The sequence below is a fragment of the Streptomyces sp. NBC_00569 genome (assembly GCF_036345255.1).
Taxonomy (GTDB): Bacteria; Actinomycetota; Actinomycetes; order Streptomycetales; family Streptomycetaceae; genus Streptomyces.
Map to the genome: position 1 here is coordinate 1,635,070 of NZ_CP107783.1, position 25,484 is coordinate 1,660,553.

18 protein-coding genes and 1 pseudogene are annotated in these 25,484 nt (G+C 70.5%); 6 read left to right on the forward strand and 13 right to left on the reverse strand.

Annotation, left to right across the window (positions count from 1 at the left end):
* Positions 1-38 precede the first annotated feature (38 nt).
* From OHO83_RS07565 to OHO83_RS07600, 8 genes are all read right to left on the reverse strand, one after another.
* Positions 39-4,883 (reverse strand): DNA repair ATPase, encoded by a 4,845-nt coding sequence (locus OHO83_RS07565; protein ID WP_330278941.1) that lies wholly within the window; start codon positions 4,881-4,883, stop codon positions 39-41.
* Positions 4,884-4,987: 104 nt separating this feature from the next.
* Positions 4,988-7,030, reverse strand: coding sequence for a flotillin family protein (locus OHO83_RS07570; RefSeq protein WP_266677582.1), 2,043 nt, complete (start codon positions 7,028-7,030; stop codon positions 4,988-4,990).
* 146 nt (positions 7,031-7,176) lie between these two features.
* Complete coding sequence (locus tag OHO83_RS07575; protein ID WP_266677579.1) at positions 7,177-7,611, reverse strand: hypothetical protein; 435 nt, start codon at positions 7,609-7,611, stop codon at positions 7,177-7,179.
* Positions 7,612-8,424: 813 nt separating this feature from the next.
* On the reverse strand, positions 8,425-10,017 hold the full coding sequence (locus OHO83_RS07580) for an alpha/beta hydrolase (RefSeq protein WP_330278942.1): 1,593 nt from the start codon (positions 10,015-10,017) through the stop codon (positions 8,425-8,427).
* Positions 10,018-10,029: 12 nt separating this feature from the next.
* On the reverse strand, positions 10,030-11,580 hold the full coding sequence (locus OHO83_RS07585; protein ID WP_405634134.1) for an alpha/beta fold hydrolase: 1,551 nt from the start codon (positions 11,578-11,580) through the stop codon (positions 10,030-10,032).
* A gap of 520 nt (positions 11,581-12,100) precedes the next feature.
* Positions 12,101-13,246, reverse strand: a complete 1,146-nt coding sequence (locus OHO83_RS07590) for an RNA-guided endonuclease InsQ/TnpB family protein (RefSeq protein WP_266677573.1) — start codon at positions 13,244-13,246, stop codon at positions 12,101-12,103.
* A gap of 196 nt (positions 13,247-13,442) precedes the next feature.
* Positions 13,443-13,823 (reverse strand): recombinase family protein, encoded by a 381-nt coding sequence (locus tag OHO83_RS07595; protein WP_266677571.1) that lies wholly within the window; start codon positions 13,821-13,823, stop codon positions 13,443-13,445.
* A gap of 205 nt (positions 13,824-14,028) precedes the next feature.
* On the reverse strand, positions 14,029-14,487 hold the full coding sequence (locus OHO83_RS07600; RefSeq protein WP_266677569.1) for an ATP-binding protein: 459 nt from the start codon (positions 14,485-14,487) through the stop codon (positions 14,029-14,031).
* Between the two features lie 315 nt (positions 14,488-14,802).
* Here OHO83_RS07600 and OHO83_RS07605 point away from each other — a divergent pair, with 315 nt between their 5' ends.
* From OHO83_RS07605 to OHO83_RS07615, 3 genes are all read left to right on the forward strand, one after another.
* The gene (locus tag OHO83_RS07605) at positions 14,803-15,669 is read left to right on the forward strand and encodes a helix-turn-helix domain-containing protein (RefSeq protein ID WP_266677567.1); all 867 of its coding nucleotides are present in this window, start codon (positions 14,803-14,805) and stop codon (positions 15,667-15,669) included.
* 29 nt (positions 15,670-15,698) lie between these two features.
* The gene (locus OHO83_RS07610) at positions 15,699-15,917 is read left to right on the forward strand and encodes a DUF397 domain-containing protein (protein ID WP_382473262.1); all 219 of its coding nucleotides are present in this window, start codon (positions 15,699-15,701) and stop codon (positions 15,915-15,917) included.
* Between the two features lie 85 nt (positions 15,918-16,002).
* Positions 16,003-16,818 carry an SAM-dependent methyltransferase gene (locus OHO83_RS07615; RefSeq protein ID WP_266677563.1) on the forward strand — a complete coding sequence of 272 codons (816 nt, stop codon included), beginning with the start codon at positions 16,003-16,005 and terminating at the stop codon, positions 16,816-16,818.
* A 62-nt stretch (positions 16,819-16,880) separates the two neighbouring features.
* Here OHO83_RS07615 and OHO83_RS07620 read toward each other — a convergent pair whose 3' ends face one another.
* The 3 genes from OHO83_RS07620 to OHO83_RS07630 form a co-directional block, all read right to left on the reverse strand.
* A complete protein-coding gene (locus OHO83_RS07620) occupies positions 16,881-18,308 on the reverse strand; it encodes an amidase (RefSeq protein ID WP_330278944.1) in 1,428 nt (475 codons plus the stop codon).
* The gene (locus tag OHO83_RS07625; protein WP_330278945.1) at positions 18,305-19,702 is read right to left on the reverse strand and encodes an MFS transporter; all 1,398 of its coding nucleotides are present in this window, start codon (positions 19,700-19,702) and stop codon (positions 18,305-18,307) included. Before OHO83_RS07625 ends, OHO83_RS07620 begins: the two co-directional genes overlap by 4 nt.
* A 107-nt stretch (positions 19,703-19,809) precedes the next feature.
* Positions 19,810-21,000, reverse strand: coding sequence for a CaiB/BaiF CoA transferase family protein (locus tag OHO83_RS07630; protein WP_330278946.1), 1,191 nt, complete (start codon positions 20,998-21,000; stop codon positions 19,810-19,812).
* A 135-nt stretch (positions 21,001-21,135) separates the two neighbouring features.
* Here OHO83_RS07630 and OHO83_RS07635 point away from each other — a divergent pair, with 135 nt between their 5' ends.
* The 3 genes and pseudogenes from OHO83_RS07635 to OHO83_RS07640 all read left to right on the forward strand — a co-directional run bounded on the left by OHO83_RS07635 (position 21,136) and on the right by OHO83_RS07640 (position 22,803).
* Positions 21,136-21,741: a TetR/AcrR family transcriptional regulator gene (locus tag OHO83_RS07635; RefSeq protein ID WP_266677555.1), complete on the forward strand. Its 606-nt coding sequence runs from the start codon at positions 21,136-21,138 to the stop codon at positions 21,739-21,741.
* A 480-nt stretch (positions 21,742-22,221) separates the two neighbouring features.
* Positions 22,222-22,332, forward strand: a pseudogene (locus OHO83_RS46910) (DUF7144 family membrane protein); the annotation flags it as partial.
* Positions 22,321-22,803: an amphi-Trp domain-containing protein gene (locus OHO83_RS07640; RefSeq protein ID WP_432748751.1), complete on the forward strand. Its 483-nt coding sequence runs from the start codon at positions 22,321-22,323 to the stop codon at positions 22,801-22,803. The pseudogene OHO83_RS46910 and the gene OHO83_RS07640, both read left to right, overlap by 12 nt.
* Before the next feature lie 318 nt (positions 22,804-23,121).
* Here the strand turns inward: OHO83_RS07640 and OHO83_RS07645 are convergent, their stop codons facing one another.
* On the reverse strand, positions 23,122-24,294 hold the full coding sequence (locus OHO83_RS07645; protein WP_330278947.1) for an RNA-guided endonuclease InsQ/TnpB family protein: 1,173 nt from the start codon (positions 24,292-24,294) through the stop codon (positions 23,122-23,124).
* Positions 24,295-24,779: 485 nt separating this feature from the next.
* Positions 24,780-25,430 carry a TetR/AcrR family transcriptional regulator gene (locus OHO83_RS07650; protein ID WP_266677549.1) on the reverse strand — a complete coding sequence of 217 codons (651 nt, stop codon included), beginning with the start codon at positions 25,428-25,430 and terminating at the stop codon, positions 24,780-24,782.
* Between the last annotated feature and the right edge of the window lie 54 nt (positions 25,431-25,484).

The following is a 25,484-nucleotide window of genomic DNA, read 5'->3' on the forward strand; positions in this document are numbered from 1 at the left end:
GCCTGTTCGGCGCTGAACTGCGAACGACAGCAGGCAACCTACTCACCGGGAGCGGTGACGCGAGTGATCGCGGACTCGACGGCAGCGATGCGGTCGGCCACCAGTCCCAGCGCGGCGACCGCGCGGACGGCAGGGTCTCCGTCGGCGCCCCCGAGGGTGCGGGCGCGGACGTGGGCGGCCTTCAGTTCCGTCCAGCGTTCGGCCTGCTGGGGCGCGAGGGTGCCGCGCAGTTCGGCGAGCTTGAGGAGGTTGGCCTCGGCGCCCGTGGTGAGCGTCTGGGCCTGGGCCGCGTAGTGGTCGTCGAGGACGGCGGAGAGTTCGGCGTCGTTCATCGCCGGCTCGATCCGGGCCGCGATCTTGTTCATGTCGCGGTAGGAGCCCTGGAGTTGGAAGCGCGGTTCGGTGCGGGCGTCCTCGGACTGCGCCGCCGAGGCGATGTAGGCGGCGTTGACCGTCAGGAGGGTCGTGCGGGCGGTGAGCAGGTGGCGCAGCACCGCGACGATCCGCTCGGTCTCGGCCGGGGCGAACGGGTGGCTGAGCCCGTCGGTACGGGCGGCGGGCCCGCGCCCGCCGGGTCGAGCGCCCGAGGACGGTCCGTCGGCGGCGAGGCGGAGGAGGGCGTCGAGCTCGGCGCGGTCGCGGCCGGCGAGCGGCGCCAGGTGGTCGTTCGCGGTGAGCGCGTTCTCGACGAAGCTGACGGCGAAGGCGTCCTGCCTGCCGGTCAGGACATCGCCGAGGTTCCACACGTCGGCGCGGTTGGCGAGCATGTCGGGGATGCGGAAGAGGGCACCGGACTCGGTGTAGGGGTTGCCGGACATGCAGACGGCGAACCGCTTGCCGCGCAGGTCGTACGTACGTGACACGCCGTTCCGGACACCGTCCATGCGGCGTTGGGCGTCGCAGAGCGCGATGAACTTCTGGAGGAGTCCGGGCGAGGTGTGCTGGATGTCGTCGAGGTGGAGCAGGACGTTGTTCCCGGCCTCCAGGGCGAAGTTGATCTTCTCGACCTCCTGGCGTGCCGTCGCGTCGGGGGCCTGGGCGGGGTCGAGGGAGGTGACCTGGTGGCCGAGGGCGGGGCCGTTGACCTTCACCAGGAGCATGCCGAGGCGTTCGGCGACGTACTCGACGAGGGTCGACTTGCCGTAGCCGGGCGGCGATACGAGCAGCAACAGACCGCCGTCCGTCCCGAGTTGGCGGGTGAGGTTGTCGCCGATCAGCGGCAGGTACACCTCGTCGATGAGGCGGCTGCGGACGAAGGCCGGCAGGACGTGCGGGCGGTGCTCGTCCAGACGCAGAGCGGCGCGCTCCGCGGCGACGAGGGCGGCGCGGCGGGACTGGTAGGTGCGGAAGCCCGGGACGGCCCGTTCACGGAACTGGCGTGTGCGGGTGAGGAGTTCATCGAGGCGGAGGGTGATGCGGCGGCCGTCGAGACGCGGGTGGGTGCCGAGGAGCCCGTCGACGGTGACGGTGAGCGGAGCGTCGTTGTCGTAGCGGGCGAGGCCGGGGCAGACCTCGACGGCGACGGCTTCGGGGAGGTCGGTGTCGCCCTCTCCGGTCGAGGCGGCGTACGAGGACAGCCAGGCCTCGGCCAGGGAGCGGCGGGCGGCGGGGTCGGTGACACCGGCGAGGTCGGCCTCGTAGGCCGAACTGTCCACCGCACGACGGAACTTGTCGAGGAACGTACGGGTGGCGGCCGAGGTGACGAAGCCGTCGGGTGCGGAGGTCAGCTCCTCGAAGAGGTAGTCGGCGGCCGGGGCGTCCCCGATGCGGGCGGCCAGTTCGGCACACCAGTCGGCGATGACCGGGGCCAGGCCGAACGTGTCGCGGGCGCGGGCGAGCGAGACGGCGCGGCGGGTCCACTGCTCGCGCTCGCCCTCGTCCGCCCCGAACGCCCAGAACTGCTGGGCGGCGGCGCGGGCGGCGGGTGTGTGGCGCAGCAGTCCGGCACCGGAGCGCAGCCGCAGCAGGGCGGTGAGGATCACGGTCGCGTCGTGGTCGTGCACGCCGCGTTCATAGCCTTCGTCGTAGGACTTCTCGGCCGCGGTCCGCACCAGGGCGCGCAGGTCGTCGGCGGCGAGGAGCGCATCCGCGCCGTGCTCGGCGAGCAGGCGGGCGGCGAGGTGCTCGGCGCGGTAGACCGTCTCGTTCTCCGAGGGGAGCAGCTGGGTCCAGTAGGGCCGCAGTTCGGTGAAGTCGGGGTCGGTGACGGGCGCGCGGTAGTCGGTGCCGCCCAGGGCTATGGCCATGCCGTCCCCGTGGGGGACGAGGGTCAGTTCCTGCGGCTGGGCGTTGACCGGGAAGCGGTGGCGGCCGAGGCGGACGGCGGTGCCGCCGTCGGTGTAGAGGTCGGTGCGGTCGCGCAGGGTGCGCAGGGCGTGCCGGCGGGCGACGGCCAGGCGGCCGTCGAGTTCTTCGGCGCGCACCTGGTCGTCGAGGGTGCGCAGTTCGTCGATGGTGCGGCGGACCTTGGCGACCCTCGGGTCGGACGCCAGGTATGTGGTGATGTCGTCGGGTGAGGCGAGGGCGGCCAGCCGGCGGGTGACGGTCTCCATGACGCGGTGCGCGGAGACCGCGAGGCGTTCGGTGTGCCGGGCGCGGGCGTCGGCGAGGGTCTGTTTGCGGGCGGCGAACGCCTCGTGGATCTCGGTGCGCTTGGCTTCGAGGCCGGCGAGGAAGTCGTCGGAGTCGGCGAACCGGCCCTCCAGTGACTCCAGTTGGAGGAGCAGGCGGGCGATGTGGTCGTCGCAGGACTGCGGGGTGTCGGCGACGGCGAGCGCGCCGCTGACGGCCTGGCCGAGCAGCGAGAACTCGGCGGCGAACTCGGCGCGCCCCTCGTTCACGGTCAGCTCGCGGCGGCGTGCGTCGAGTGTGGCGCGGGCCCGGTTGACGCCGGCGAGGACTTCGGCGATGCGCTCCAGGATGCCGGTGCGCACGGTCGTTTCGCCGACGTCGAGGCCTGTGACGATGTCGGTCACCGTCTGCAGCTGCTCGGCGAGGTCGGCGACGCGGGCGGCGAGCGGGGCCGCCTCGGCGGCCGTGTGAAGCCGAGCGGCCTCGGCGGTGAGCTCCTCGATGTCGGCGTGGTGGTCGGCGAAGGCGTCCGGGCGCGCGAGGAAGGTGACGGCGCGGGTGGCGGCCGCGGCGATGTCCCCCGCGAGGTCGTCGGCGAGGGTGTCGATGCGGTCGACGTCCGCATACCTGAGTTCCTTGAGGGTGAGCAACCGGCCCTGCGCTCCGCGCAGTTCGGTGATGCGGCCGACCCATTCGTGGGCACTTCGCGGCACCTCCCCCCGGATCCTGCGTACCAGGCCCGCGATGTGCGAGGCCGCGTCGGCGAGCGCGTCGGCGGCCTGCCGGGTCAGCGTCCGGACCGTCTCGTACTCGGCAAGGACCTGTCGCGCCGTAGCCCGCATGGCCTCCAACGGTCCGTTCATGGCGCCGAGTTCGGGGTCAGTGAGCCAGTGGTAGGTGTCGGCGGCGCGCTCGCAGGACGCGGCGAGCGTCTCGTAGGCGTTCGCGGTGGGGGCGTGCGCGGTCCCGGCGACGGCGCGGGCGACGGACAGGCAGTCGGAGATGCCCCGTACGAGATCGGCGTTGCCGATGCGGGTCAGCGTCTCGTCGCCACCCGGCGCTTCGGCGGGGTAGGTGTCGGCGGTGAACGGAGTGTGCCACGTCTGGAGCGGGTGCACGCGTGCCGGCTCATCGGTCTCGTCGGACCGGAGCAGCACGAGGGTGCCGTCGTCGAAGACGGCGTGGCCGCGGCAGGTGAGCGGGGCAGCGACTTCCTTGCGGATCACGTTGTACGGGAGCAGCAGGGTGCGGCCCGCGGCCCGGGCGCGGAAGACGTACAGGACGTCCTCGCCGTTCGGTGAGCGCACCGTCCTGTCGTAAGCCAGGCCCGTGGTGTCGAGCGCGTCGAACGTCTTGTGCGTGCCGGTGGCCAGGCAGTAACCGCCGGGGAAGAGGATGCCCTGGTCGTCGGGGAGGACACGGCAGCCCTGGCCGATGCCGTCGAGGCGTGCGACGGTCTTGGTGAGGGTGCTGAAGACCAGGTGGCGCCAGGTGTCCTCCTTGTACGGGCGGATGCGCAGCAGGATCAGGGGGCCGACGCGTGCGTGCGCGATGTCGGCGTCCGCGAGGGACTGCAGCGGCTCGTCGACCGGTTCGGAGTGGATGCAGTCACCGGTCTCGGTGTCGTCCTCGGCCTTGACGGTCAGGGCGCCGCCGACGGTGGACACGTACACCTCTCCGCCGATGGAGACGTGCGGGTGACGCCCCGGAACGTGGTCCTCGCGGGCCGCGTCCCGCCAGGTGACGCCGTGTGCGGGCGGCAGCACGTCATCACGCTCGCCGCGCGCGTCGAGGAACCGCACGCCACCGCGGCCGTCGTGCTCCCAGCGCAGCACGCGGATGTCGTCGGCCTTCTCGCCTGTCTGGAAGACGGCGAGCAGCTTGCCCTCGACATCGCGGAGTTGAAGGAGTCTTGCCTGGCGGTAGTAGCGGAAGAGCGCGGCCAACTCCGCCACGAACGCGGGGTCGTCGAGGAGGCCGGGGACGGCATCGTCGGGCAGCCGGGCCAGGTCGCGGTCGTGGAGGGTGAAGACGTCGCCGATGTCGGGTGTGCGGACGCCCGGCGAGGTGCGCAGACCGAGCAGCAGAACGTCCCCCACGGCGACGACGTCGCGCGCGAGCCGCGGCTCGTCGGTGCGCACGGCCTCGCTCGCGGCGAGCGTCAGGTCGGTGGAGCCGAACGCGGCGACGCGGCGGTCGTTGAGCGCCGTGGCGCGGTCGGTCAACTCCTGTGCCTGAAGTGCGAGTCGATCGCGCAGGACTTCGTACGTGCCCGCGTCCAGGCCGGTCCGCGGTTCCGTTCCGGTGGCCATGCCCGGTCTCCCTTTCCGGCTCTGCTGCTACGTGTGCAGGCGCTTGGGCACGCCCGGACCCGCGGACCTCGATACCGCGGCCCGGGCGCGATTCGCTGGGCTGATCAGTTCCTGCGCGATCCGTTCAGCTCGGCGAGCGGCAGGTCCGCGATGCCCAGCTGACCTGCCTTGTCGAGCAGTTCACGCACCTGCCCGGCCTGCTCTCCACCGCCCTTCATGAGCCTCATCAGCAGCGCGGAGACGGTGAGGTTCTGCGCGGGCGAAGAGACCGAGCCGAGAATCTTCGCGATGTCCTCGGTGAAGCTCTCGGTGCCGTCCAGCCACGGCTTGGCCAGCGCCTGCGCGGTCTCGGAGTGCTGGACGAAGGCGTCTACGCCCTTGCCGAGCGCGATCGAGGACACCAGCCGGTCGAAGAAGACGGACTCGCCGCCGACGATGTTGATGTCCGCGTTCTCCAGGCCGGTCGCAAGCACCGTCGCCTGGGCCTCGGCGACCTGCCGCTGCACGTCCAGGCCCGCGAGCCGGATCTCCTTCTCGGCCTGCAGGCGCAGCCGGTACTCCTCGTGCCCGCGCGACGCCTCGTCCAGGGCGGCCATCGCGACGGCTTTCTGATTGATGCCCTCGGCCTCCGCCTTCAGCTTCTCCGCGATGGCGGTCGCCTCGGCCAGCGCCTTCGCGCGGGCCCCCTCCGCCTCGGCGCGCATCCTGGCCTCGGTGGCCTCCGCCTCGGCACGGCCGGCCTTCTCGGTGACCTCGGCCTCCTTGTCGCGTACCTGCACCTCGGCGAGCCCGGCGGCCGCGCTCTCCGCCTGAATGCCGGCGGCGAGCTTGAGCTTGGCCTGCGCCTGCAGATCGGCCGACTTCAACTCGGCCTCAGCGAGAGTGAGTTGTTCGGCCGCCCGGTGGGTGGCGGCCTGCTCGGCCGCCTCCGCGGCCTTGATGTCCTTGACGAGCTTCTCCTGCGCCTCGGCCTCCGCCGCGATGATGACGGCCTGCCGCCCGCGCTCGGCCTCCTCGACCGCGCGCAGTTTCTTGATCGACTCCTCCTGCTCGGCCACCGTGCGGTCCACGGCGACCCGCTCACGCACCACCTCGGCGATCTCCCGCTTCTCCGCCTCGACCTCCTTGTCGGCGGCGATCTTCGTCAGCTGTGTCTCCCGCTCCCGTGCGATGACCTCCAGCAGGCGGTCCTTCTCTATGCGCTCGTTCTCGACGGCGATGACCCGCTCGCGGTTCTTCTGCGCCACGGCGACCTCACGGGCCTGGTTCTCGCGCTGCACACCGAGTTTCTCCTCCGTGGCGAGGAACGCGCCCTGCGAGCGCAGCCGCTCCTCCTCCACCACCCGCGCCGTCTCGGCCTCCTCACGCGCCCGAACGGTGTCGATCTCCCGCTTCTGCTTGATCTCGGCGTCGGCCTGGCGGCGCTCCAGCTCCAGGATGGTCTCGCGGGCGTCGACGTTCTGCCGCGTGATCTCCTTCTCCTCCGTCCGCTGGAACTCGTTCGTGCGGACGTGCTCGATGGTCGTCAGCTCGGTGATCTTCCGGATGCCCTGCGCGTCGAGGACGTTGTTCGGGTCGAGCTGGGACAGCGGCGTCTGCTCCAGGTAGTCGATGGCCGCGTCCTCGAGGTGGTAGCCGTTCAGGTCCACACCGATGACCTCGATGATGCGGAACCGCAGCTCCTCGCGCTTGGTGTACAGATCGGTGAAGTCCAGTTGCTTGCCGACCGTCTTGAGCGCCTCGGAGAACTTCGCGTGGAACAGCTCCTGCAGCGTCTTCTGGTCGCTCGCCCGCTGGGTTCCCACGGCCTGGGCGACCTTGATGACGTCCTCGACGGTCTTGTTGACCTTCACGAAGAACGAGATACGGATGTCGGCACGGATGTTGTCCTGGCAGATCAGCCCGTCCCGGCCGGTCCGGGTGATCTCGATGGCCTTCACCGAGATGTCCATCACCTCGGCCTTGTGCAGCACCGGCAGCACGACCTGCCCGGTGAACGTCACGTCCACCTTGCGGATCTTCGAGACGATCAGAGCCTTGCCCTGCTCCACCTTGCGGAACAGCCGGGTGAACACGAGCAGCAGCGCGGCGACGACGATCAGGACAACGACGACGGACACGCCGATGCCCACGGAGGTGGCATCCATGATGAAGTCCTTTGGATTCAGGGACAGTTGACGCCCCTGGATGAAGAAGGAGAGAGACATGCCGGGGCAGCGGTGCGGCACCGCCCGGGTGGGACCCGCGGGACAGCGGGGCGGGCCGCGCCCGCCCTCTCAGCGGCCCTGTTCCCTCAGGGCCCTGCCGCCAGGGAGGGGTCCCTCACGACCGCCGGGCGTGGCCCCGACACCACGTCGGAGCGAGCCGGGTCCGTCGGCGGCTCGGCCGGCGAGCCCATGAGGCGGCGGGCCACCCACCGGCCGAGCACGGGCGAGCCGATCAGCAGCACCGCTTCGAGTGCGGCATGCGTCATTCCGTCCGGAGCGACCCGCTCGGCCAGCGTCGAACCGGTCACCGTGGCGACCCACGCGACGGCGATCACCAAGGAGACGGCGCCGGCAACGGGCACTCCCCCGAGCCCCCACGCGTCCAGCTCGACATCGGCATCGAACGCATCGGCCCCGACCCTGCCCAGCGCGACCGACACCCAGAACCCGCAGGAGACAATGAGCGCGGCGGTGAAGAGCAGTCCCGGAAAACCGACCGCCGCAGCGACGAACTCCCCCATCCCCCGACCCCCGTTCGGTACACCCCTCGGCTCCGCCCTGGTGCCGGGCCTCGCTCGCGAAGCCCGGCACCAGGGTCGGCCCCCGTTCCTGCCACACCCATCCTGAGGCGTCTGCGACGCCCGGCGCATTGCCGTACACCGGCAGTCTTTATGACTCTTTGATGCCGGTGCCGGACGTGACCGGCGCCCCGGCGCCACCCGGCTGAGCCGCTCCGTCGAGTGGCGCCGGGAAGGACGGCACCGTGGCGCGCCAGGAGGCGGCCGCGTCTTCCAGCGCCTCGGCCGCTCCCCCGGTCACCGCCCTCCGACAGGCAGCCGGACCCCAGCAAGCACGAGCCGCATTCACCGCAGGCCAGGAGACAGTCAGGGCCGCGTTGAGGACTTGTACGGTTCCCACCGGTGTGCCGGGAAGTCTGGTCGGCGACGGGAGACAAGTCTCTTCGATGATCGGGGGCGCCGGCCATGGTTCTCGTCGCGAAATCCGGAGTCGCACCGCGCATCGCGGTCCTCCTGCCGGGTCTCGCCGCCCGCACGGTCCTGTCGACATCCGCCCCCTGCCTCACGGTGTTCTCCGCTCGCCGACTGTCTCCCCCGTGCCATCACACCGCCGCCGGTAGCCACCCCGGACGACACCGCGCTGGAGGTCGCCGCCCTCATGGCCCAGGTCCGCAGTCCTGTGGTCGCGGTGGCCGAGAAGACCGGCACGGCACCCACCCGCCCGGAGTGATCACCGCCTCCCACCTGCGGCACGAACTCCTCGACGCCTCAGGCTCCTTGCCCCCACCATGACGGCGGAGCACCTCACCTCGGCCTTCAGTGGCCGATCTCGAACCGGGGTGGCTTGAGGCCTTTGAGGCACGCGGTGTTCGGGGCGGTCGGGGTGTCGAAGAACGAGACGGTGATCTTCTGCGCGCACTTCGACGTGGCGAACACCACGTGGGGTTCGTAGGGGACGGTGACGACCTTGGCCTTGCTCAGCGTGCGGGCGACGTACGGCCCGTTGTCCGCACCGGTCTGGGAGTCGAACCCGCCCGAGATGGCGAGCGTGGGAATGTCGCTGCGCGTGACGTCCCGGATCGAGCGCGGCGCCGCGGGGATGTTCCAGATGTCGCAGTCCGGGCGCAGGAACGTGAGCTGTGGGGCCTGGGCCTGTACCGAGCGGGGGAACGACGGGAACGCTTCCTGCCCGCCCCGGAGCGCCTCCTCCTGGCTCTCGTACGGCGTCCACTCGCTGCAGAAGACGCCGTAGGAGAGTCCGTGGGCAACCCTTCCGACGGCCTGGGGGCTGAGCTTGCCGCCGGCCCACTGCTGGGCGATCCGCTGCGGCTTGCCGTGGGCCAGCTCGTCGAGGGCGAGGGGGACCTGGGGTGCCACGTGGGTGGCGGAGGTCATCCAGTTCACCAGAGCTCCGCCGTCCAGGACGACCTTCACCGGCTTCGCGCGACCGGGGACCGTGACGGTGGTCGTGACCGGCTTGGCCTCCAGCTCACGCACGAGGCGGTCGAAGGTGGCCGACAGGTTCGGATAGCGGCGGTTGCACGCGGGCTGGTCGGCGCAGGCCTTGAACAGGCCGTCGAAGCCCTGCCGGGCGCTGCTCCAGGTCGCGGCCGATCCTGCCTTGGAGGGCGGCAGGATGCCGTCGATGCCGACCGACCGGAGTCCTTCCGGGTGCAGGCGCATGTAGATGAGCGCCAAGTCGGTGCCGTACGAGATGCCGTACAGGTTCCACTGCTTGATGCGGAGTGCGGCTCGCAGGTCCGCGTAGTCGGCAGCGCTCTCGGTGTCGTTGTAGGCGCTGAGGTCGGTCCCGCGGGCCGCCAGTCGGTCGTGGCAGGCCTTCGTGGCCTCGACGTGCAGGCGCTCGGTGGACGGGGCGTCGTAGACGAGGCCGACCGCGCGGGCGTTGAACTTGTCGATGTCGGGGCAGGTGAGCCTCGGGGTGGCCGAGTACGTTCCCCGCTGGGACATGAAGATCACGTCCCGGTCGCGGTTCAGGCCGCCGTCGACCGCCATCTTCGCCTCTCCGACCGCGTCGTCGCCGGGTCCGCCGGCCAACCACACGATCGGGTCGGGTTTGGGCTCGGCGGCCAGGGCCGGCACGATCGCGACGCCGAGCTTGATGCTTCGACCGTCCGGCTTGGCGCGGTTCCCGGGCACGGAGAGCGTTCCGCAGCGGGCCCCCTTGAGCTCGGGGATCGGCTCGGGTGTCTTCGGGCACGGGCCCGGCTCGTAGCGGGCGTCGCCCGCCTTGCCGGCGGTCGTTCCGATCGGCGTTCCGGTGTCCTCCCGCGCATGGGCAGGCGCGGCCAGCAGGCCGGTGACGAGGAGTCCCGCCGCCGCACCGGCCGCTGTGGCGGGGATCCGTCGTACGGTGCGCCGACGGCTGGGCGCCTGATGGGAAGCCATCTGTCCTCCCGGTCACTTCGGGGTGATCGTGAACGGTGGAGGCGTGAGCCCGGCCACGCAACGGGTGTCGGGCGCGGTCGGACGCGCAAGGAACGAGGCCAGCACCCTTTGCGCGCAGGGCGACTGCGGGACCACCCAGTGGGTGATTCCGGGGACGACCACGGAGGTCGAGCGGGACAGCGTACGGGCCGCTCCCTTCGCCCAACTCGCCCCGGTCTTCGCGTCGAACGTCCCGGAGACGAGGAGCGTCGGCACCGCACTGGTGGTGGCCACCCGCTGAATGGCGGCACGGTCCGGAACATCCCAGAGCCGGCACGTCTCGTACTGGAAGGGCAGTTGCGGCACCTGGACCAGGACTGTGTCGGGCCAGCCGGGGAAGGCCCGGCGCCCCGCCTTCAGCACGTCGGATTCCGAAGAGCCCGGGGCCCATTCGCTGCACGCCACCGATTCCGTCAGCCCGTGCGCGGTCACGCCGACGGCCTGGACCGAGTCGGCCGCGCGGGCCTGCGCGAAGCGGTCGGGACGTCCATGGCCGAGTGCGTCGATCGCCGCCGGGACGTCCTTGGCCTTGACGGCATTGGCGACCAGCAGGTTCAGCACCGCGCCCCCGTCGAGGACCACCTTCACCGGGTGTCCGCCGCTCGGCGGCCTGGCGTTCAGCGTCAGCGGTTTCGCCTCCAGCCTGCGTACCTGCTCGGTCAGGGTGGTGGCGAGGTCCGGGTAGCGGCTCTTGCAACCGGGCTCGGCCGCGCACGCCTCCAGGATGTCGTCGATCCCCTCACGGGCGCTGCTCCAGCCCCACTGCAGGATCGCGTTCTGCGGAGGTGTGACGGAGTCGATCGCCACCGCGCGGATCCCCTTGGGGTGCAGGCGCAGGTAGGTGAGGGCGAGGTCGGAGCCGTAGGAGTACCCGTAGACGTTCCACCGGGCGATGCCCAGTGCCGTACGCAGGTCAGCGAAGTCTGCGGCGTTCTCAGTGGTGTTGTAGGCGCTCAGGTCGACGCCGTCGCCCTTCAGGCGGTCACGGCATTTCTTCACCGCGTCCAGCATGCGCCGCTGCGCCGCTGCCGAGTCGTAGCCCAGCCCGACGGCCTTCGCGTTGAACCGGTCGATCTCCGGGCAGGCGAGGTTCGGCTGGTCGTAGAGGTTTCCGCGCTGAGCCATGACGATCAGATCGCGGTTCTTGTTCAGACCGGAGTCGACCAGGATGGGAATGTCGTCGATGGCGTCGCCGCCGGGGCCGCCCGCCATGAACACCACCGGGTCCGCGGAGGGCTTCGCCGCGGCGGCCTTGATGACGGCCACGGCCAGCTCGATGGTCCGGCCGCCGGTCCGGCCGCGGTTCTCGGGCACCACCAGGTGCCCGCACCGCGCCGTGCTCAGGGCATCCATCGGCTCGGGTGTCTTCGGACAGGGACCGGGCACGAACCGTGCCGTACCCACCGGGCTGGGCCCGGCAGTGCGAGCGAATGGTGTGGCGGCACTGCTCGGTGTCGAGCCGAACGCCGCCAGACAGGCCAGAGCGGCCCCGGCAGCCGCCGCATGGAAGCGGTGCTGTCTCATGGGATTCCGTTCCTGTGCCGATGTCGAAGGCTGCCCAGCCGGGCAACGCCGCAGCGGTGCGGGCGGAACACACGCATTTCGACGGTATCGCGGGGTACGGACTCGCGCACTCCGGCAGCCGTTGGCTACCTGTAGGGGGCAATCACATGGCGGACCGCGGCGGAGTCGGAGGTCCTGGACACGCCGGAACGGGCGGTCGGCATCAGGCTGAAAAACGACCCCCGACAAGCTCCTCAAAGCCGCCTCGGCGTCTTTCACGCAGGAGCTCGACGAGCCCCGCACGGAGCTGACGCGGGCGGCCACCAGCCGGCCCGCGAACACGGATGCGATGCACGACCGTGATCGGCTGCGGGGCGTGCTGCGGGGCGTCACTCCCTTGCCCCTGCACCGGGGTCATCAAAAGCGCCAGTGGACGGCGGCTGCCGTCACTGGCCGGGTGATTGACGTCCTCCTCGCCCTGAAGGACGGGGATTCCCCTATGAGGGGGTTCGGCCGGTCGCCCGGCTTACGGGTTCCTGTTTCACAGACCGCCGGTGCCGAGGTCTCCACAGGCTGACACGAGCTGTCCGCCCGCGTGTCGGATGTTCTTCGCCGCGTTGACGTCGGCATGCTCCGCGTGTCCGCAGCCTGAGGCTTTGCACCGAAACACCGCTTGGCTCTCGCGGTTTCCTTCGGTGACCAAGCCGCAGGCGGAACACCGCAGCGACGTATACGCGGGATTCACCTTCACCACGACCGTGCCCGTGTACCGGGCCGCGCTGATGAGGGAGAGTTCGAGACGATGCCAACCCTTATCGAGGATGGCCCGGTTCAGGCCCCGCTTCTGCCCAACCTTCCGGCCCGGTTCCGCTCGGGTGCCGCAGGCGGAGGCGGTCAGGTTCCGGGTCTTGAGGTCTTCGAGAACGACCAGAGCGTTCTTCGCAACGATCCGGGACGCGGTCTGCGCGCAGAAGTCTGCGCGCCGGTTGGACACGCGGCCCATGACCATGTTCATAGCGGCGAGCACCTTGGCCCGGTTTGTACTGCCGCGCTCGGACCGGGCCAGGCGCTGTTGCAGCCTCCGATACCGGGTGCCCTCGCCAGACGTGATGAACGCCCGGTCGTGGAAGTCGCCGTCCGAGGTGACAGCGGCAATCTTCACGCCCCGGTCGATCCCGACCGACGTGTCCGCCATGGCGTGCCGCTGGGGAGTGACGGCCTGGTCGTCCACGAGGAAGGAAACAAACCAGTGCCCGGACCTGCGGCTGACCGTCGCGGAACGGATCTGTCCGCCCAGGGGGCGCGACCAGCGAAAGCGCACCCACCCCAGCTTCGGAAGCTTCACACGCCCCCACTTACGGCCCAGGCGCTCCACGGTGATCAGACTCCCGGCAGGGAACCGGAACGAGGGAGACCAACGGGCCTTGGACCGCCACCGCACCTTGAACGTGCCGTGATCCCGGCACGCCTTGTCGAGATCCCTAAGAGTCTGCTGCAACACATGCGACGGCGCGGCATTCAACCACCCGTGCTCACGCTTGGCATCAGCCAACTCACCGGCCTGCGGGACGTAGTTCATCCACGCGCCCCGACGCCGATACGCCCGCCGCTGCTCCAAGCCGATGTTCCACACCGACCGGCAAATATCAGCAAACTCCTGACACTGCGCAGCCTGACCCACCGTCACCTCAAGCCGATACCTACGACCAGTCAGCACAAGAACACCCCCCTCCAACCAAGGCGATCAGGCTAGCGCGGGCCACTGACAACGCAGCGAACTCCGCCGCTACGCGGCTACAGTCCGAGGATGAGCTAACCCTCCCTAAGGGAAGGAGTCTGCGCTCAAATGACCCGATCAAAGCTCTGGGTATCTCCGAGCGGGATCATCGGGCCTCGTCGCTCCTAGAGGACAACGGCGCCCAGGTGTACTGGACGCGCACGCCGTGGTCGTGGAGCCATGCGGTCTCGCGGTGCCGGAGTTCGTGCGCCGACTCCGGGGCGATGGCGCAGGGCCAGCGGACGAGGACCGCGGTGACGTCGCCGGTCTGTGCCAGCTGTCTCACGCGCCGCCACCCGCTGCGCTGGGCCGGGTCGGGCTCACCGTACGTGTCGGTGACGACCTCGGCGATCTCCAGTCCGCGCTCCTGGGCGAACGCGTGGCCTTCTGTCTGCGCGCACTGCGTGGCCGACCCGGGCGCGCCCCGGGCCCGGTCGGCACATACGTACAGCACGACGGGAGGAGGGGCTTCGCTGTGGGGGGTCATGGGCGCCTTCTGTAGATGGATCGAGGAGCAGGGGTTCCTCGCCGCGTGAAGGGGACGTAGCGGGGCCGTGCCGTGCCGACCGCGGTCTCTGTCGTTGGACGGGGGAACTGGTCCGGCGCGCGGCAGGCCGGGCCTGGCCGCGCCGCATCCGGGGTGTCGCTGCCGGGGCGGGCGCCACGTTCGGCGCGGGCCGGCGCCCATGGCGTCAGGGGTGAGCCGTCAACTCTGCCCAGACGACCTTGCCTTCGGCCCGCGTCGAGCGTGCGGAGCCCCAGCGGTCCGCGAGTTGCTGGACGAGGAAGAGACCTCGCCCGCCCTCGTCGCCGGGGCCGGCCTGGTGCTCGGGCGGGCGGACCGGGGTGCGGCCGTCGTCGTGGAGTTCGATGCGCAGGCACCGCTCGTCGCCGGTCAGCGTGAGGCCGCACAGGACTTGACCGCTGTCGGTGTGGAGTACAGCGTTCGTGGTCAGCTCGGAGACCAGCAGCACCGCGTCGCACAAGGCGTCGCCCGGCACCTTCCAGGCGCGGAGCCGGTCGCGCACGGTGTGGCGGGCGGATCTCGCGCTGGTGCGCAGGGCGGGGAGGCCGAACCAGTACTCCCGACGAGGCGCGGTCGTGGCTAAGGCGGGGGTCAAAGCCGGGGCTGAGGGGGTGGGCAGAGTCACGGATGTCGCCTTCCAGTGCCTTCCGGGGGGCAGGCGCGGTGTGGGGATGCGGGCTGCAGCTCGAGCGGTGAGAGGCGTGTATCGAGGCAGGCGCCCTGCGGTGGGGTGCCGACGACGGCATCAGCATCACGTCCCCCGTCCGGGCCGGATGCTGCGTCAGAGCTGTGACTTGACCGCTCACACGCCAACTATGCGCGCGATCACGTTCACCCTGCAACCGACTCCCTGATAATTTCAGCAGTCGAATATCACTCTGGCGTCGTCTTCAAGTCACTGTCAGAATGGCGTTGTTGATGATCCCTCAGGAGGTTGGGCGTGAGTGAAGCCCGTTCCGGCACCAGCGCGCCGACAGTCCTGCGCATGATCCTCGGCCGCCGGCTGCAGGACATGCGGCTCGGCGCCGGTGCCTCGCTGGAGGACGCGGCGAAAGCTCTGCGCGTGAAGACCCTGACGATCCGCCGGCTGGAAAAGGCCGAGGTCGCGCTGAAGCCTCTCTATGTGGAGAAGCTCCTGGAGACCTACGGCGCGGACCGCCAGGAGATAGACGAGTTCGTCGACCTGGCCGAGCAGGCCAACGAGCCCGGCTGGTGGCACTCCTACCGCGACGTCGTCCCCAATTGGTTCACCGCCTACGTCAGCCTGGAGACCGGCGCAAAGACCTTGCGCACCTATGAACCCCAGTACGTCACCGGCCTTCTGCAGACTCCCGACTACGCGCGCGGCGTGCTGCGCGGTGGGTTGCCGAACGGCAGCGAGGAGGAGCTCTCGCGCCGCGTGGAGCTGCGGCTGCTCCGCCAGAGCCTGCTGGAGCGGGAGGACGCCCCCACGTTGTGGGTGGTCATGGAGGAAGCCGTCCTGCACCGGACGGTGGGCAGCCCTGACGTGATGCGGGAGCAGATCGAGCGGCTTCTGGAGGTGTCCGAGCTCGCTCATATCAGCCTCGACATCGTGCCCTTCACCGCCGGTGCGCACGTCGGGGCGTGTGCCCCGTTCACGTATTTCCGGTTCGAGGAGCCCGAGCTGCCCGACATCGTCTACAGCGAGCTCCTGTCCGCCTCCGTCTACCTGGACCAGCGCGCGGACGTCGTCGCCCATCTCGAGGCGCATTCCCGTATGGCGCTGCTGACGTCGTCGGAGGACAGCAGGGCGCTCTTGAACCGCATGCGCAAGGAGTACTCGTGACGATCACTGACGAGGGCGTGTACAACGGGATGCCGGCGCGCGATCTCGGGGAGCAGGGCTGGGAACGTCCCTGGAGCGGGCCGAACGGCGGCCAGTGCGTCGAGACGAAGCAGCTCGCCGACGGCCGCGTGGCCATTCGGCAGTCCACCGACCCGGCCGGGCCGGCCCTGATCTACACGCCGGACGAGATCGCAGCGTTCGTCCGCGGGGTCAAACAGGGCCTGGCCGATCACTTGGCCGCCGGGTGAACCGGCGGCGGGCAGCGGAAGGGACGACGACACCGGTCTCGTCCTGGGCCTGCGGGCCGACAGACACACACCTGAAGGGGAGAGCATGACCACCAGGCAGGCCGGCCGGGATCTCGACACGAGCAAGGCGCACTCGGCCCGGATGTACGACTACTTCCTCGGCGGCAAGGACCACTTCGAGATCGACAAGGACGCGGCCCTGGTCGCCGCCCAGGCCCACCCGGGCATCTACGTGACCGCTCGCGAGAACCGGGCGTTCATGCACCGGGCCACTCGTGTGCTGGCGCAGGAGCACGGCATCCGCCAGTGGCTGGACATCGGCACGGGCATCCCGACCGAGCCCAATCTGCACCAGGTCGCCCAGTCCGTCGCGGTCGATGCGCGCGTCGTGTACGCCGACAACGACCCCCTCGTCCTCAAGTACGCCGAGCGCCTGATGCGCAGCACGACGCAGGGACGCACGGCCTACATCGAGGCCGACGCCACCGACCCCGATACGCTCATGAGCGCCGTGGAAGCCTCGGAGGTCCTGGACTTCGACCAGCCCATCGCCCTCTCCCTCAACGCGCTCATGCACTTCATCACCGACCCGCACGACCCGTACGCCATCATCCGCCGGCTGCTCGACCCGCTCCCGGCCGGCAGCGCCCTCGCCATGAACCACTGCACGCCCGACTTCGACCCCGAAACCTGGAACAAGGTCGCGGAGGTCTACACCAAGTCCGGGTCTCCGGTGCAGTTCCGTTCGCACGACCAGGTCCGCCGATTCTTCGACGGGCTCGACCTGATCGAACCCGGCATCGTCTGCTGCCACCGCTGGCGTCCCGCCGGTCCCTCCGACGGGACGGAGCCCGAGGACGCCCAGATCAGCCTGTTGGCGGGTGTGGGCATCAAACGCTGACCGGTATCAGGCCGAGGGTCCGGTCGGCCGGGCACCTGCGTCCGCGACCCTTACGTGGTTGCTCAGCCGGCGGTGGCGAAAGCCGGCGGGTGCAGGGTGCCCAGGGCGGTTTCGAGCGTCTGGGCGGCGCCGAGTGCGAGGTCCTCTCGGTGGTGCGGGGCGACGAGTTGGACGGCGCAGGGCAGTCCGTCGGGGCTCAGGCCGGCGGGGACGCTGATGGCCGGGTGACCGGTGTCGTTGAAGACGGAGGTGTAGGAGATGGGCAGGGTCCGCTCCCGCACCGCCGCCGCCAGGTCCGGGCCGGTCGCGGGCCACGCCGTGGTGGGGACGGTCGGCATCAGCAGCAGGTCGTACCGGCCGAAGAGTTCCGCCGTCCACTGGTCCAGCAGGGCGCGGTGTGTCCAGTAGGCGGCGAAGTCGTCGAGCGTGACGGTGCGGCCGCCGTCGAGTATGTCGGCGAACCAGGGTTCGAAGTCGCCGCGGCGAGCCGTGAAGTCGTCGAGTACGCCGAGGAGTCGGTTGTAGGCCAGGACTTTCTGCCGCAGCAGGAAGGGGGCCGGGAAGTCCGTGGCGCCGGGCAGCGCCGCCTCGTCGTCCCGGACGTCGTGGCCCTGTTCGCGCAGGAGGCCGGCTGTGCGCTCCAGGGCGTGCAGCATCTCGGGCCGCGGGGCGGATATGCCCAGGGTGCGCAGGACTCCCACGCGCAGCGGGGGCATGGGTGTGTCGAGGCCGTCCAGGTACGAGGCGGCCGGTGCGGGGAGCGAGTTCGGGTCGGCGGGGTGGTGCCCCGCCGCCACGTCGAGGTGCAGTGCGGTGTCGCGGACGGTGCGGGCCATACCGCTGAGGCAGGCGTGCTGCGGCCAGCACGGCATGCGGGAGGGGCCCTGCGGAATGCGGCCGCGGCTCGGCTTCAGGCCGACGATGCCGCACAGCGCCGCGGGAATGCGGGTGGAGCCGCCGCCGTCCCCGCCCGTGCCGAGGGCGACGAGCCCGGCGGCGACCGCCGCTGCGGCGCCCCCGCTGGAACCGCCCGGCGACAGCTCCTGATTCCACGGGTTGCGGGTGACGCCGAAGGCATCGTTGGCGGTGTGCACGCCCGCGCCGATCGGCGGCAGGTTCGTCTTGCCGATGACGAGGGCGCCGGCGGCGCGCAGCCGGGCGACGTGGATGCTGTCACGGGTGGCCGGCGGGCTGTGCCGGTAGGCGCTGGTGCCCCTGCTGGTCGGGAATCCGGCCGCGTCCTCGAGATCCTTGACGAGGACGGGGAGGCCGGCGAGCGGGCCGGGGTCCTCGCCGCGGGCGAGCCGCGCGGTGAGGGCGGCGGCCTCGGTGAGGGCCCGCTCGGGGTCCAGGGCGACGACGGAGTTGAGTGCGGCGTCGGCGGTCTGGATCCGGCCGAGCGTGTGGCCCATGAGTTCCTCGGGCGACAGCGCGCGGCGCCGTATGAGGGCGGTGAGTTCGGTCGCGGAGGCGTAGGACAGATCGGTCATGGCAGGACGGGCTCCTCGGAAGTGCGGGGGTTTTCGGCAGGTGGGGCGGGGTCCAGGCTGACGCCGGTGGTGCGGGGGCCGAAGCGGGCGGCGACCAAGCCTCCGACGGCGCTCAGGGCGGCGAGCAGGACGAAGACGGCGGTGTATCCGGCGCCTTCGTAGAGGGCCGCGACGAGCAGCGGGGCGGCGAAGTTGAAGATGCGGGACAGAGCGTTGGCGGTGCCGGATCCGAGCGCGCGGACGCGGGTGGGGAAGATCTCGGCCGAGTACACCTGGAGGAAGGGCACGGCCATCTGGAAGAGCAGGCTGACCAGGCAGCCCAGGACGAGGACGGCCGCGGGATCGCGGACGAATCCGAAGAGCAGCAGCGTGGCGGCGGTCAGCGAGCCGAGGGCCAGTTGGGTGCGGCGCCGGTCCCAGCGGTCGATGAGCGGAACGGCGGCAAGTGCGCCCAGCGGCGCCGCCGTTGCCAGGACGGCGGACAGCAGCAGGGTGTCGTCGAGGTCGAGTCCGGTCTCTGAAAGGAGCGTGGGCGTCCAGGTGTTGTACGCGGAGTAGGCGAGGAGTCCGGTCACCCACATCGTGGTGACGACCAGGAAGTTGCGGCGGTTCGCACCGTGCCACAGCTCGGCGATCCTGGGGTGGTCGGGCGGCGCCTGGGTGGTCGACGGGGCGGGGCCCGTGTCGCTGCCGGGCGGTGTCTGGACGCCACACTGCCGTTCGATCGACCGGACGATGTCGTCCGCCTTCGCCAGCTCGCCGCGGGAGGCGAGCCAGCGCGGGCTCTCGGGGACCCAGCGGCGGATCAGCCAGGCGAAGACGGCCCCGAAGAGGCCGAGGGCGAAGACCAGGCGCCACCCCCAGGTCCACTGGGGCACCAGGAAGTAGCCGGCCCAGGCGGCGATGGGAATGCCGAGCGAGCCGACCGCCACCTTGTAGGTCTGCAGCCGTCCGCGGGAGGCGGCCGGAACGAACTCGGTGAGGACGACGATGGCGACGACGGCCATGCCCTGGGCGCCGAAGTGAGCCGCGGTACGGGCCACGAGCAGCTGCCACGGGCTCTGCACGAGGACGCACCCGACGGTGGCCGTGCAGTAGAGGGCGACGCAGGCGAGCATGGTGCGGCGGCGGCCGAGGTGGTCTGCGAGATACCCGGCGAGCACCCCGCCGGCGAACGCGCCGAGCTGCCCCACACCGGCCACGGCGGCGACGGCCGACAGGGACAGTCCCCACTGGTCGCGCAGGGCGGGGGCGACGAACGCGAAGGCGTAGGTCTCCACCCACTCGAAGAGGATCATTCCGGCCAGTGCGACGACCAGGCGCCGGTGGAACGGACTGAGCGGGAGCCGGTCGAGCCGTTGCCCGAGTGCGGCGGCGTGCGAGGTGACAGCCACGGGCGTACTACCTCCCTAGGGGAAAGGGTGAGCGGAGTGAGGGCGGTTCAGGTCGTTCTGGTGGAGCCGAGAGCGGTTCAGATCACGCCGTCGGAGCCCTGGGCGGTTCAGATCACGCCGTCGGCGCAAAGGGCGGCGAGCTCGTCCGGACCCAGGCCTAGTACGTCCCCGTAGACCTCGGAGTTGTGCTCGCCGAGCCGGGGGCCGGTCGAGCGGATGCTGCCCGGCGTCTTCGACAGTCGCGGCAGCGGCGCGACCATGGGCAGCCGCCCGAAGTCGGGGTCCTCGACCTCGACGAGCGTGCCCCGCTCCCGGTAGTGCGGGTCCTCGGCGATGTCCGCGATGCTCATCAACGGCGAGGCGGGCACACCGGCCTCGCTGAGCAGCTTCGTCAGGTCGTCCGCGGCATACTCGGCGGCCCAGTCGGCGATCGTCGCGTACAGGGCGTCGGCGTGCCGCGCCCGCGCCGCACGGGTCGCGTACTGAGGTGACTGCGCCAGGTCGGGTCGTCCCATGACGGTTGCCAGCCTGCCGAAGAGCGCGTCGGTGCCGGCATGGATCGACACGCGGCGGCCGTCGCCCGTGGTGAAGTCGCTGGCGGGGACGATCTGCGGGTTGCGGTTGCCCAGGCGCTCACGGACCTTGCCGGTGGTGGCGTATGCGGCGAGGGCGTCCTCGGAGGCCCGGAACCCGGCCTCGTACAGCGCCAGATCGATCACCTGGCCGCCCCCGCCCGCGGTGTCACGGTGGTACAGCGCGGTGACCACGGAGAAGGCCCCCAGGTAGGCGGCCATGTAGTCGATCGTCGAGTACCCGCTGCGCACCGGCGGGCGGTCCTCGTCACCGGTGACGTAGGTAAGGCCGGCGAAGGCGCTCGCGATCCGGTCGAAGGAGCCGCGGTCACGGTACGGACCGGTCAGCCCGTACCCGGTCACATACACGAGCACCGCACGCGGGGCGATCTCCTGCAACGTGTCCGGGTCCAGGCCCCACGCCTTCAGGGTGGGCGGGCGGTAGTTGGTGACCACGACGTCGAAATGCAGCACCAGCTCGCGCACGATCCGCTGACCTGCCTCCGTGCGCAGGTCGAGCGTCACCGACTTCTTGTTGCGGGCCTCCTGGGCCCAGTACGGGGAGCGGGCGCCCGCAGTCGTGCCCCGCGTGAAGTCGCCACGGCCGGGCTCCTCGACCTTGACCACCTCCGCGCCGAAGTCCCCGAGAAAGGTGGCCGTGACGGGCGCGGCCAGGACGGTGGACAGGTCGAGCACACGGATGCCCGCCAGGGGAAGTGTCGACATGGGTGGCCCCTCGCATCTAGTTCACGATTCGTTATTAACGAAACGTTGTTAGTGGGACCATAGAGTGGTCACCTTCGGCGCGGCAAGGGTCTGCGGCGAGCGGATTCATCCCAGGACGGACGGGGAGCGGAGCACATGAGCGAGACCGGCAAGGTGCGGCGGCGCAGGCGCACCCGGGAGGAGACCGAGGCGGATCTGCTGGCCGCCGCGCGCCGGCTGCTGAAGCGGGACGGGGTGCTCGCCGGAGTCAACCTCCGCGAGATCGCCGCCGAGGCCGGGGTCAACCACGGTCAGATCTACCAGTACTTCGGCACCCGTCAGGCCCTGCTCCGAGCGGCGGCCGGCGACTTGGTGGAGCGCCAGACGGCCGACCGGGACGGCCACTGGGAGCTGCCGTTCGACGAGCGGCGGCAGGCCATGTTCCACCACCGCCTGGACGAGCCCGAACTGGTCCGGCTGGAGGCGCTGTTGGCCCTCGACGGCGACGACGACTTCAGCCCCTTCCCCCGCTTCGCGCAGACCCGCCAGAGCCTGGAGCGGGACGAGGGCGAGGGGTCGCTCCCTAAGGGTGCGGACGTGGTGGCCGCCCACGTGATGACAGCCGCGGCGCAGATGGGCTACGTCATCTTCCGCGAGGCGTACGCCCGCGACACCGGCATCCCCTTGGAGGAACTCGACGAACGGGCAGCCGACGCGTTCGCGCAGATGGTGGCCGGCCTCACCACCCCGCGGACCCCCTGACGTGTGCGCCGAAGCCCATGGGGCACCGCCGTACGCGGGCGCCACGTCGCCGTCCGCCGCTGACCGCTGCCCAGGCACGCCGCGATCGCGGTGCGGTCACCGGAGCGTGCATGCGCACCAGCCAGGGTGGCACCGCCCAGTTCGCCGAGGGCTTTCATGTGTGGCCGCAGGAGCGACGACGCCTCTCCTACCCGCACAGATGGAATACGAACTGCCCGTCAAGCACTGCCGGCCAGACACCCCGAGGTGCGAAGCGATCGCGGTGGGCCGAGATTGGAAGTAGCCCGATCAGCCGAGCGTGAACGCGCGGCTGCCCGGGGCCCAAGACACCAGGGAGCGCGGTGGCCGGTCATGTGAGTGGAAGCCGCTCGGATGCCGCGGCACGATCGACAGGCACCGGTATCGGGAGCGGCCGGCTGGTCTTCGCCGCCGTCCTGATGATCCCCGGCGGCCTGATGGTGCTCTCTCAGTGCCAGGGGCGTCGGCGTCGGGCTCACCGTCCTGGCCGTGCTCGCGAACTTCCTGCGGATCCCCTACGCGCCGTTCGTCGCGATCGCCCTGATCGCGATCACCGCGTTCGTGATCCGGGCGCTGTGCACCGCTCCCAGTCCGTCGGAGCAATGGGGCAGGAATCACCTCGCAATGCGGCCCGGCCTCCGGGCCGTGCCGGGATCGGAGACACCCATGAGAGATCTCAAATTCGAGCAGAAGCGCACGCTGTCACGCCTCGAGGCGGCTGACCAGCTCACCGCGTTCGCGGACGCGCTGAGGAAGGGCGGGGATGCCGAACTGGAACTCGGCGCCGGAACGCTGAGCCTGCGACTCCCCGACGACCTCCGCAGCGAGATCGAGGTCGAGGTCGGTGACGGGGAGATCGAGCTGGAGATCGAGTTCAAGTGGCCGACCGCATCGGCCCGGACAGCGTCATCGCGGACGACCGCGAACACACGGGAGGCCACAGCACGAAAGAGCGCGCCCGCCAAACCAAGGCGCAGCACTACGGGTGCCGGCGGAAGCGAGCGCGCGAAGCGGTCTGCCAAGAGGGCTGCGAAGGCGTCCTGATCCGTGCCGAGCTCCGGCTTCCGGCACCACCGTGCCGGCCAGGCGAGTCATCGGCTGGACGGTGGTGCGCGTCGTCGGGCGGATCGGTCGATTTGTGGCCGATGCGGCGTCATCACAGGCCCACGATGCCGCATCACCGCGGGCCCCTCAGCGAGCGGGCGCTCGGTGACGCGCGGGAATGCTTCCCGTACCCCTTCGATATGACCGCCGGCGATGTCAGTGCGATCGAGCAGGAGTCAGTCAACTACCCGGTCGTCAACGACCGGGTTTGCTGCTCGAGTCATCACTGGCTGTGATGGGTTCGGCTGCGTCCAGGACTCACGCGATGAGGGTGAGTTCGGGGGCCGTTGACTGGGCCCCGCAGACCCACACGTACCACCCGCGGTGGGCGATGTTGTGGGACGCGTTGTGGTCTGCGTGATCAACGAATCCGCAGACCCGGCACGCGAAACGGGCCTGGCAGGGCCGGTTGCCGCGTTCAGTGTGATGACATTTCGAGCATTCCTGGCTGGTGTACGCCGGATCGACGTACACGACCGGCACCCCAGCCTTCTTCGCCTTGTAGGCGGTGAACGAGCCGAGCTGGGCGAAGGGCCAGGAGTGGAGCGTGGTGCGTTGGGGCTTTCTCAGCCGTGCCCGCTCGCGAATGCCCGTGAGTTGTTCCAGGGCGATCCCGCGACCGGTGCGTTCAGCCTCCGCCACGATCCGCTTCGAAATCTTGTGGTTGACGTCCCTGGCGCGCCGGGCTTCCTTGCCCGCGTACTTCTTCGCCCGCCGCCTGGCGGACTTGGTGTTCTTCTTCTGCAGCTTGGACCGCAGCTTGCGGTCGTTCTCCCGCATCCGCTTGATCCCGCGACCGGCATGACGGACGCCGTCGCTGGTGGCGGTGATGTTCACGACGCCCAGGTCCACCCCGAGGAAGCCCGCCGGGTGAGTGTTCGGGGTCGCTTCGGCGATCTCGCAGGTGGCGATCAGAAACCACTTCCCGCCCTGGCACACCAGGTCGGACTCACCCTTGCGGTGCGCGGCCAGGACCTCGAGGTGCTCGGCCTGCCCGGTGAATGCCACGTTCTTCAGTCGTCCGGCGGTGGTCCAGATCGATATCGTGCGTGCCTGGTGCTGCCAGGACAGCATCCGGTCGTCGTAAGGCTGCGCCGCATCCGGGCGGAAGACCACCGGCTTGCCCGAGGCGCGCGTGTGCCGCCGGGTCCCGGGCCGCCCGTAACGTCCCGCCCGCAGGTTCGCCTTCAGGGTGGTGTAGGCGTCACAGGTCTTCTTGATCGCGTGCTGGGCGGCCTGCGCGCCCAACCCCCACCGGAAGCGGATCTCGACATAGGTGTGCTTGCGCAGCTCCAGCGGACGACGCGCGTTCTCCTCGAAAGCAACCCCGGCCGCCCAGGTCGCCGCCTGATTGCACGCATGCAGGGTCGCCTCAAGTGCCTCCGCCTGAACGGGCGTCGGCAGCAGCTTCACCCGCACCACCAGCTTCACGATCAACGAACCTATACACCCGGACGAAAACCCACCACACGTTCGCCCCACCTCACCCGAACGAGCGAAAGCCGCCCCGCCCCTCCCCGCGCACACCTCCGTAGCCCAGCTCCGCCGGAACGCCTCTCGGCCGCTCCGCGGCCGTCATGGCCTGCGGCACATCACGGCGACGCGCCGCCTCGCACCCCGTGGATGCGATTCCTCCCGGGCGTGAACGCCCGGGGCTCCTCGCGAGAAGCCGCTGAAAGACCGCATCGATTCGCGGCACTCTCGGACTACGAGCGCGACGTCCTCGGATGCATGCTCTCGTCCCTGGTGCACACTTCGCCGGTGCCGACTTCGCGGGGATCGGACTGGTGGGGATCGACGGTGCGATCGAGACCGGCGCGAACCCGACCCGCGCCGTGACTCAAGCCCTGGCTTCGTCATGACGGGAGACGCGTCGATCTGTTCCGGGCCACCGGGAACACGTCCGGCGAGGGCGGTCAGGCCCGTCGGCCGCCCGGGCGCGTGCCAGGCATGGGAGCGACCAGGGCGACGGCGGCGTCGACGAGGGCCCGCACCCGCTGCGGCGTGAACCGCTCGGGTTCGATCGGGAACATCATCATCCAGCCGTCACCCATCGCCGCGAGCTGGTCCGCGAGCAGATCGGCGGGGATGTCGTCGCGAACCGTGCCCTGCTCCTGCCCGCTCTCGAGAAGCGAGGTGTACACGCTGCGGAAGCGTGCGTAACGCCGTTCGATGAAGGCGGCGAAGGCCGGCTCGTACCGTGCGTGGGCGAGCAGTTGGGACATCACGGGCCAGAAGTCGGGGTCGTCGGCGGTCCGCGCCAGCCACTGCTCGAAGAGCGCCTTGACGTCGACACGGTCCCGGACGGCGTCGAGCATCGCGTCGTAGGTGTCGAAGCGGCTCTCGGCGAGCGCGGCGACCAGCTCCTCCTTGTTCGCGAAGTAGTACGTCACCGCCCCGGTCGTGCACCCCGCACGCTGCGCCACCTTGCGCAGCGACGCGTTGGCGTAGCCCTCCTGCGCGATCACCGATGCCGCCGCTTTCAGCAGCTCCGCCCGCCTCGCCGCATGGTCGCCGGTCGGGCGGCCCCGCCGCACGACGCGCTCGGTTCCGGCATCGCCACTCACTTGTCGAGACCCTCTGTTCGGCACCTCGTGATTGTGTCACGTATTGTACGTAAC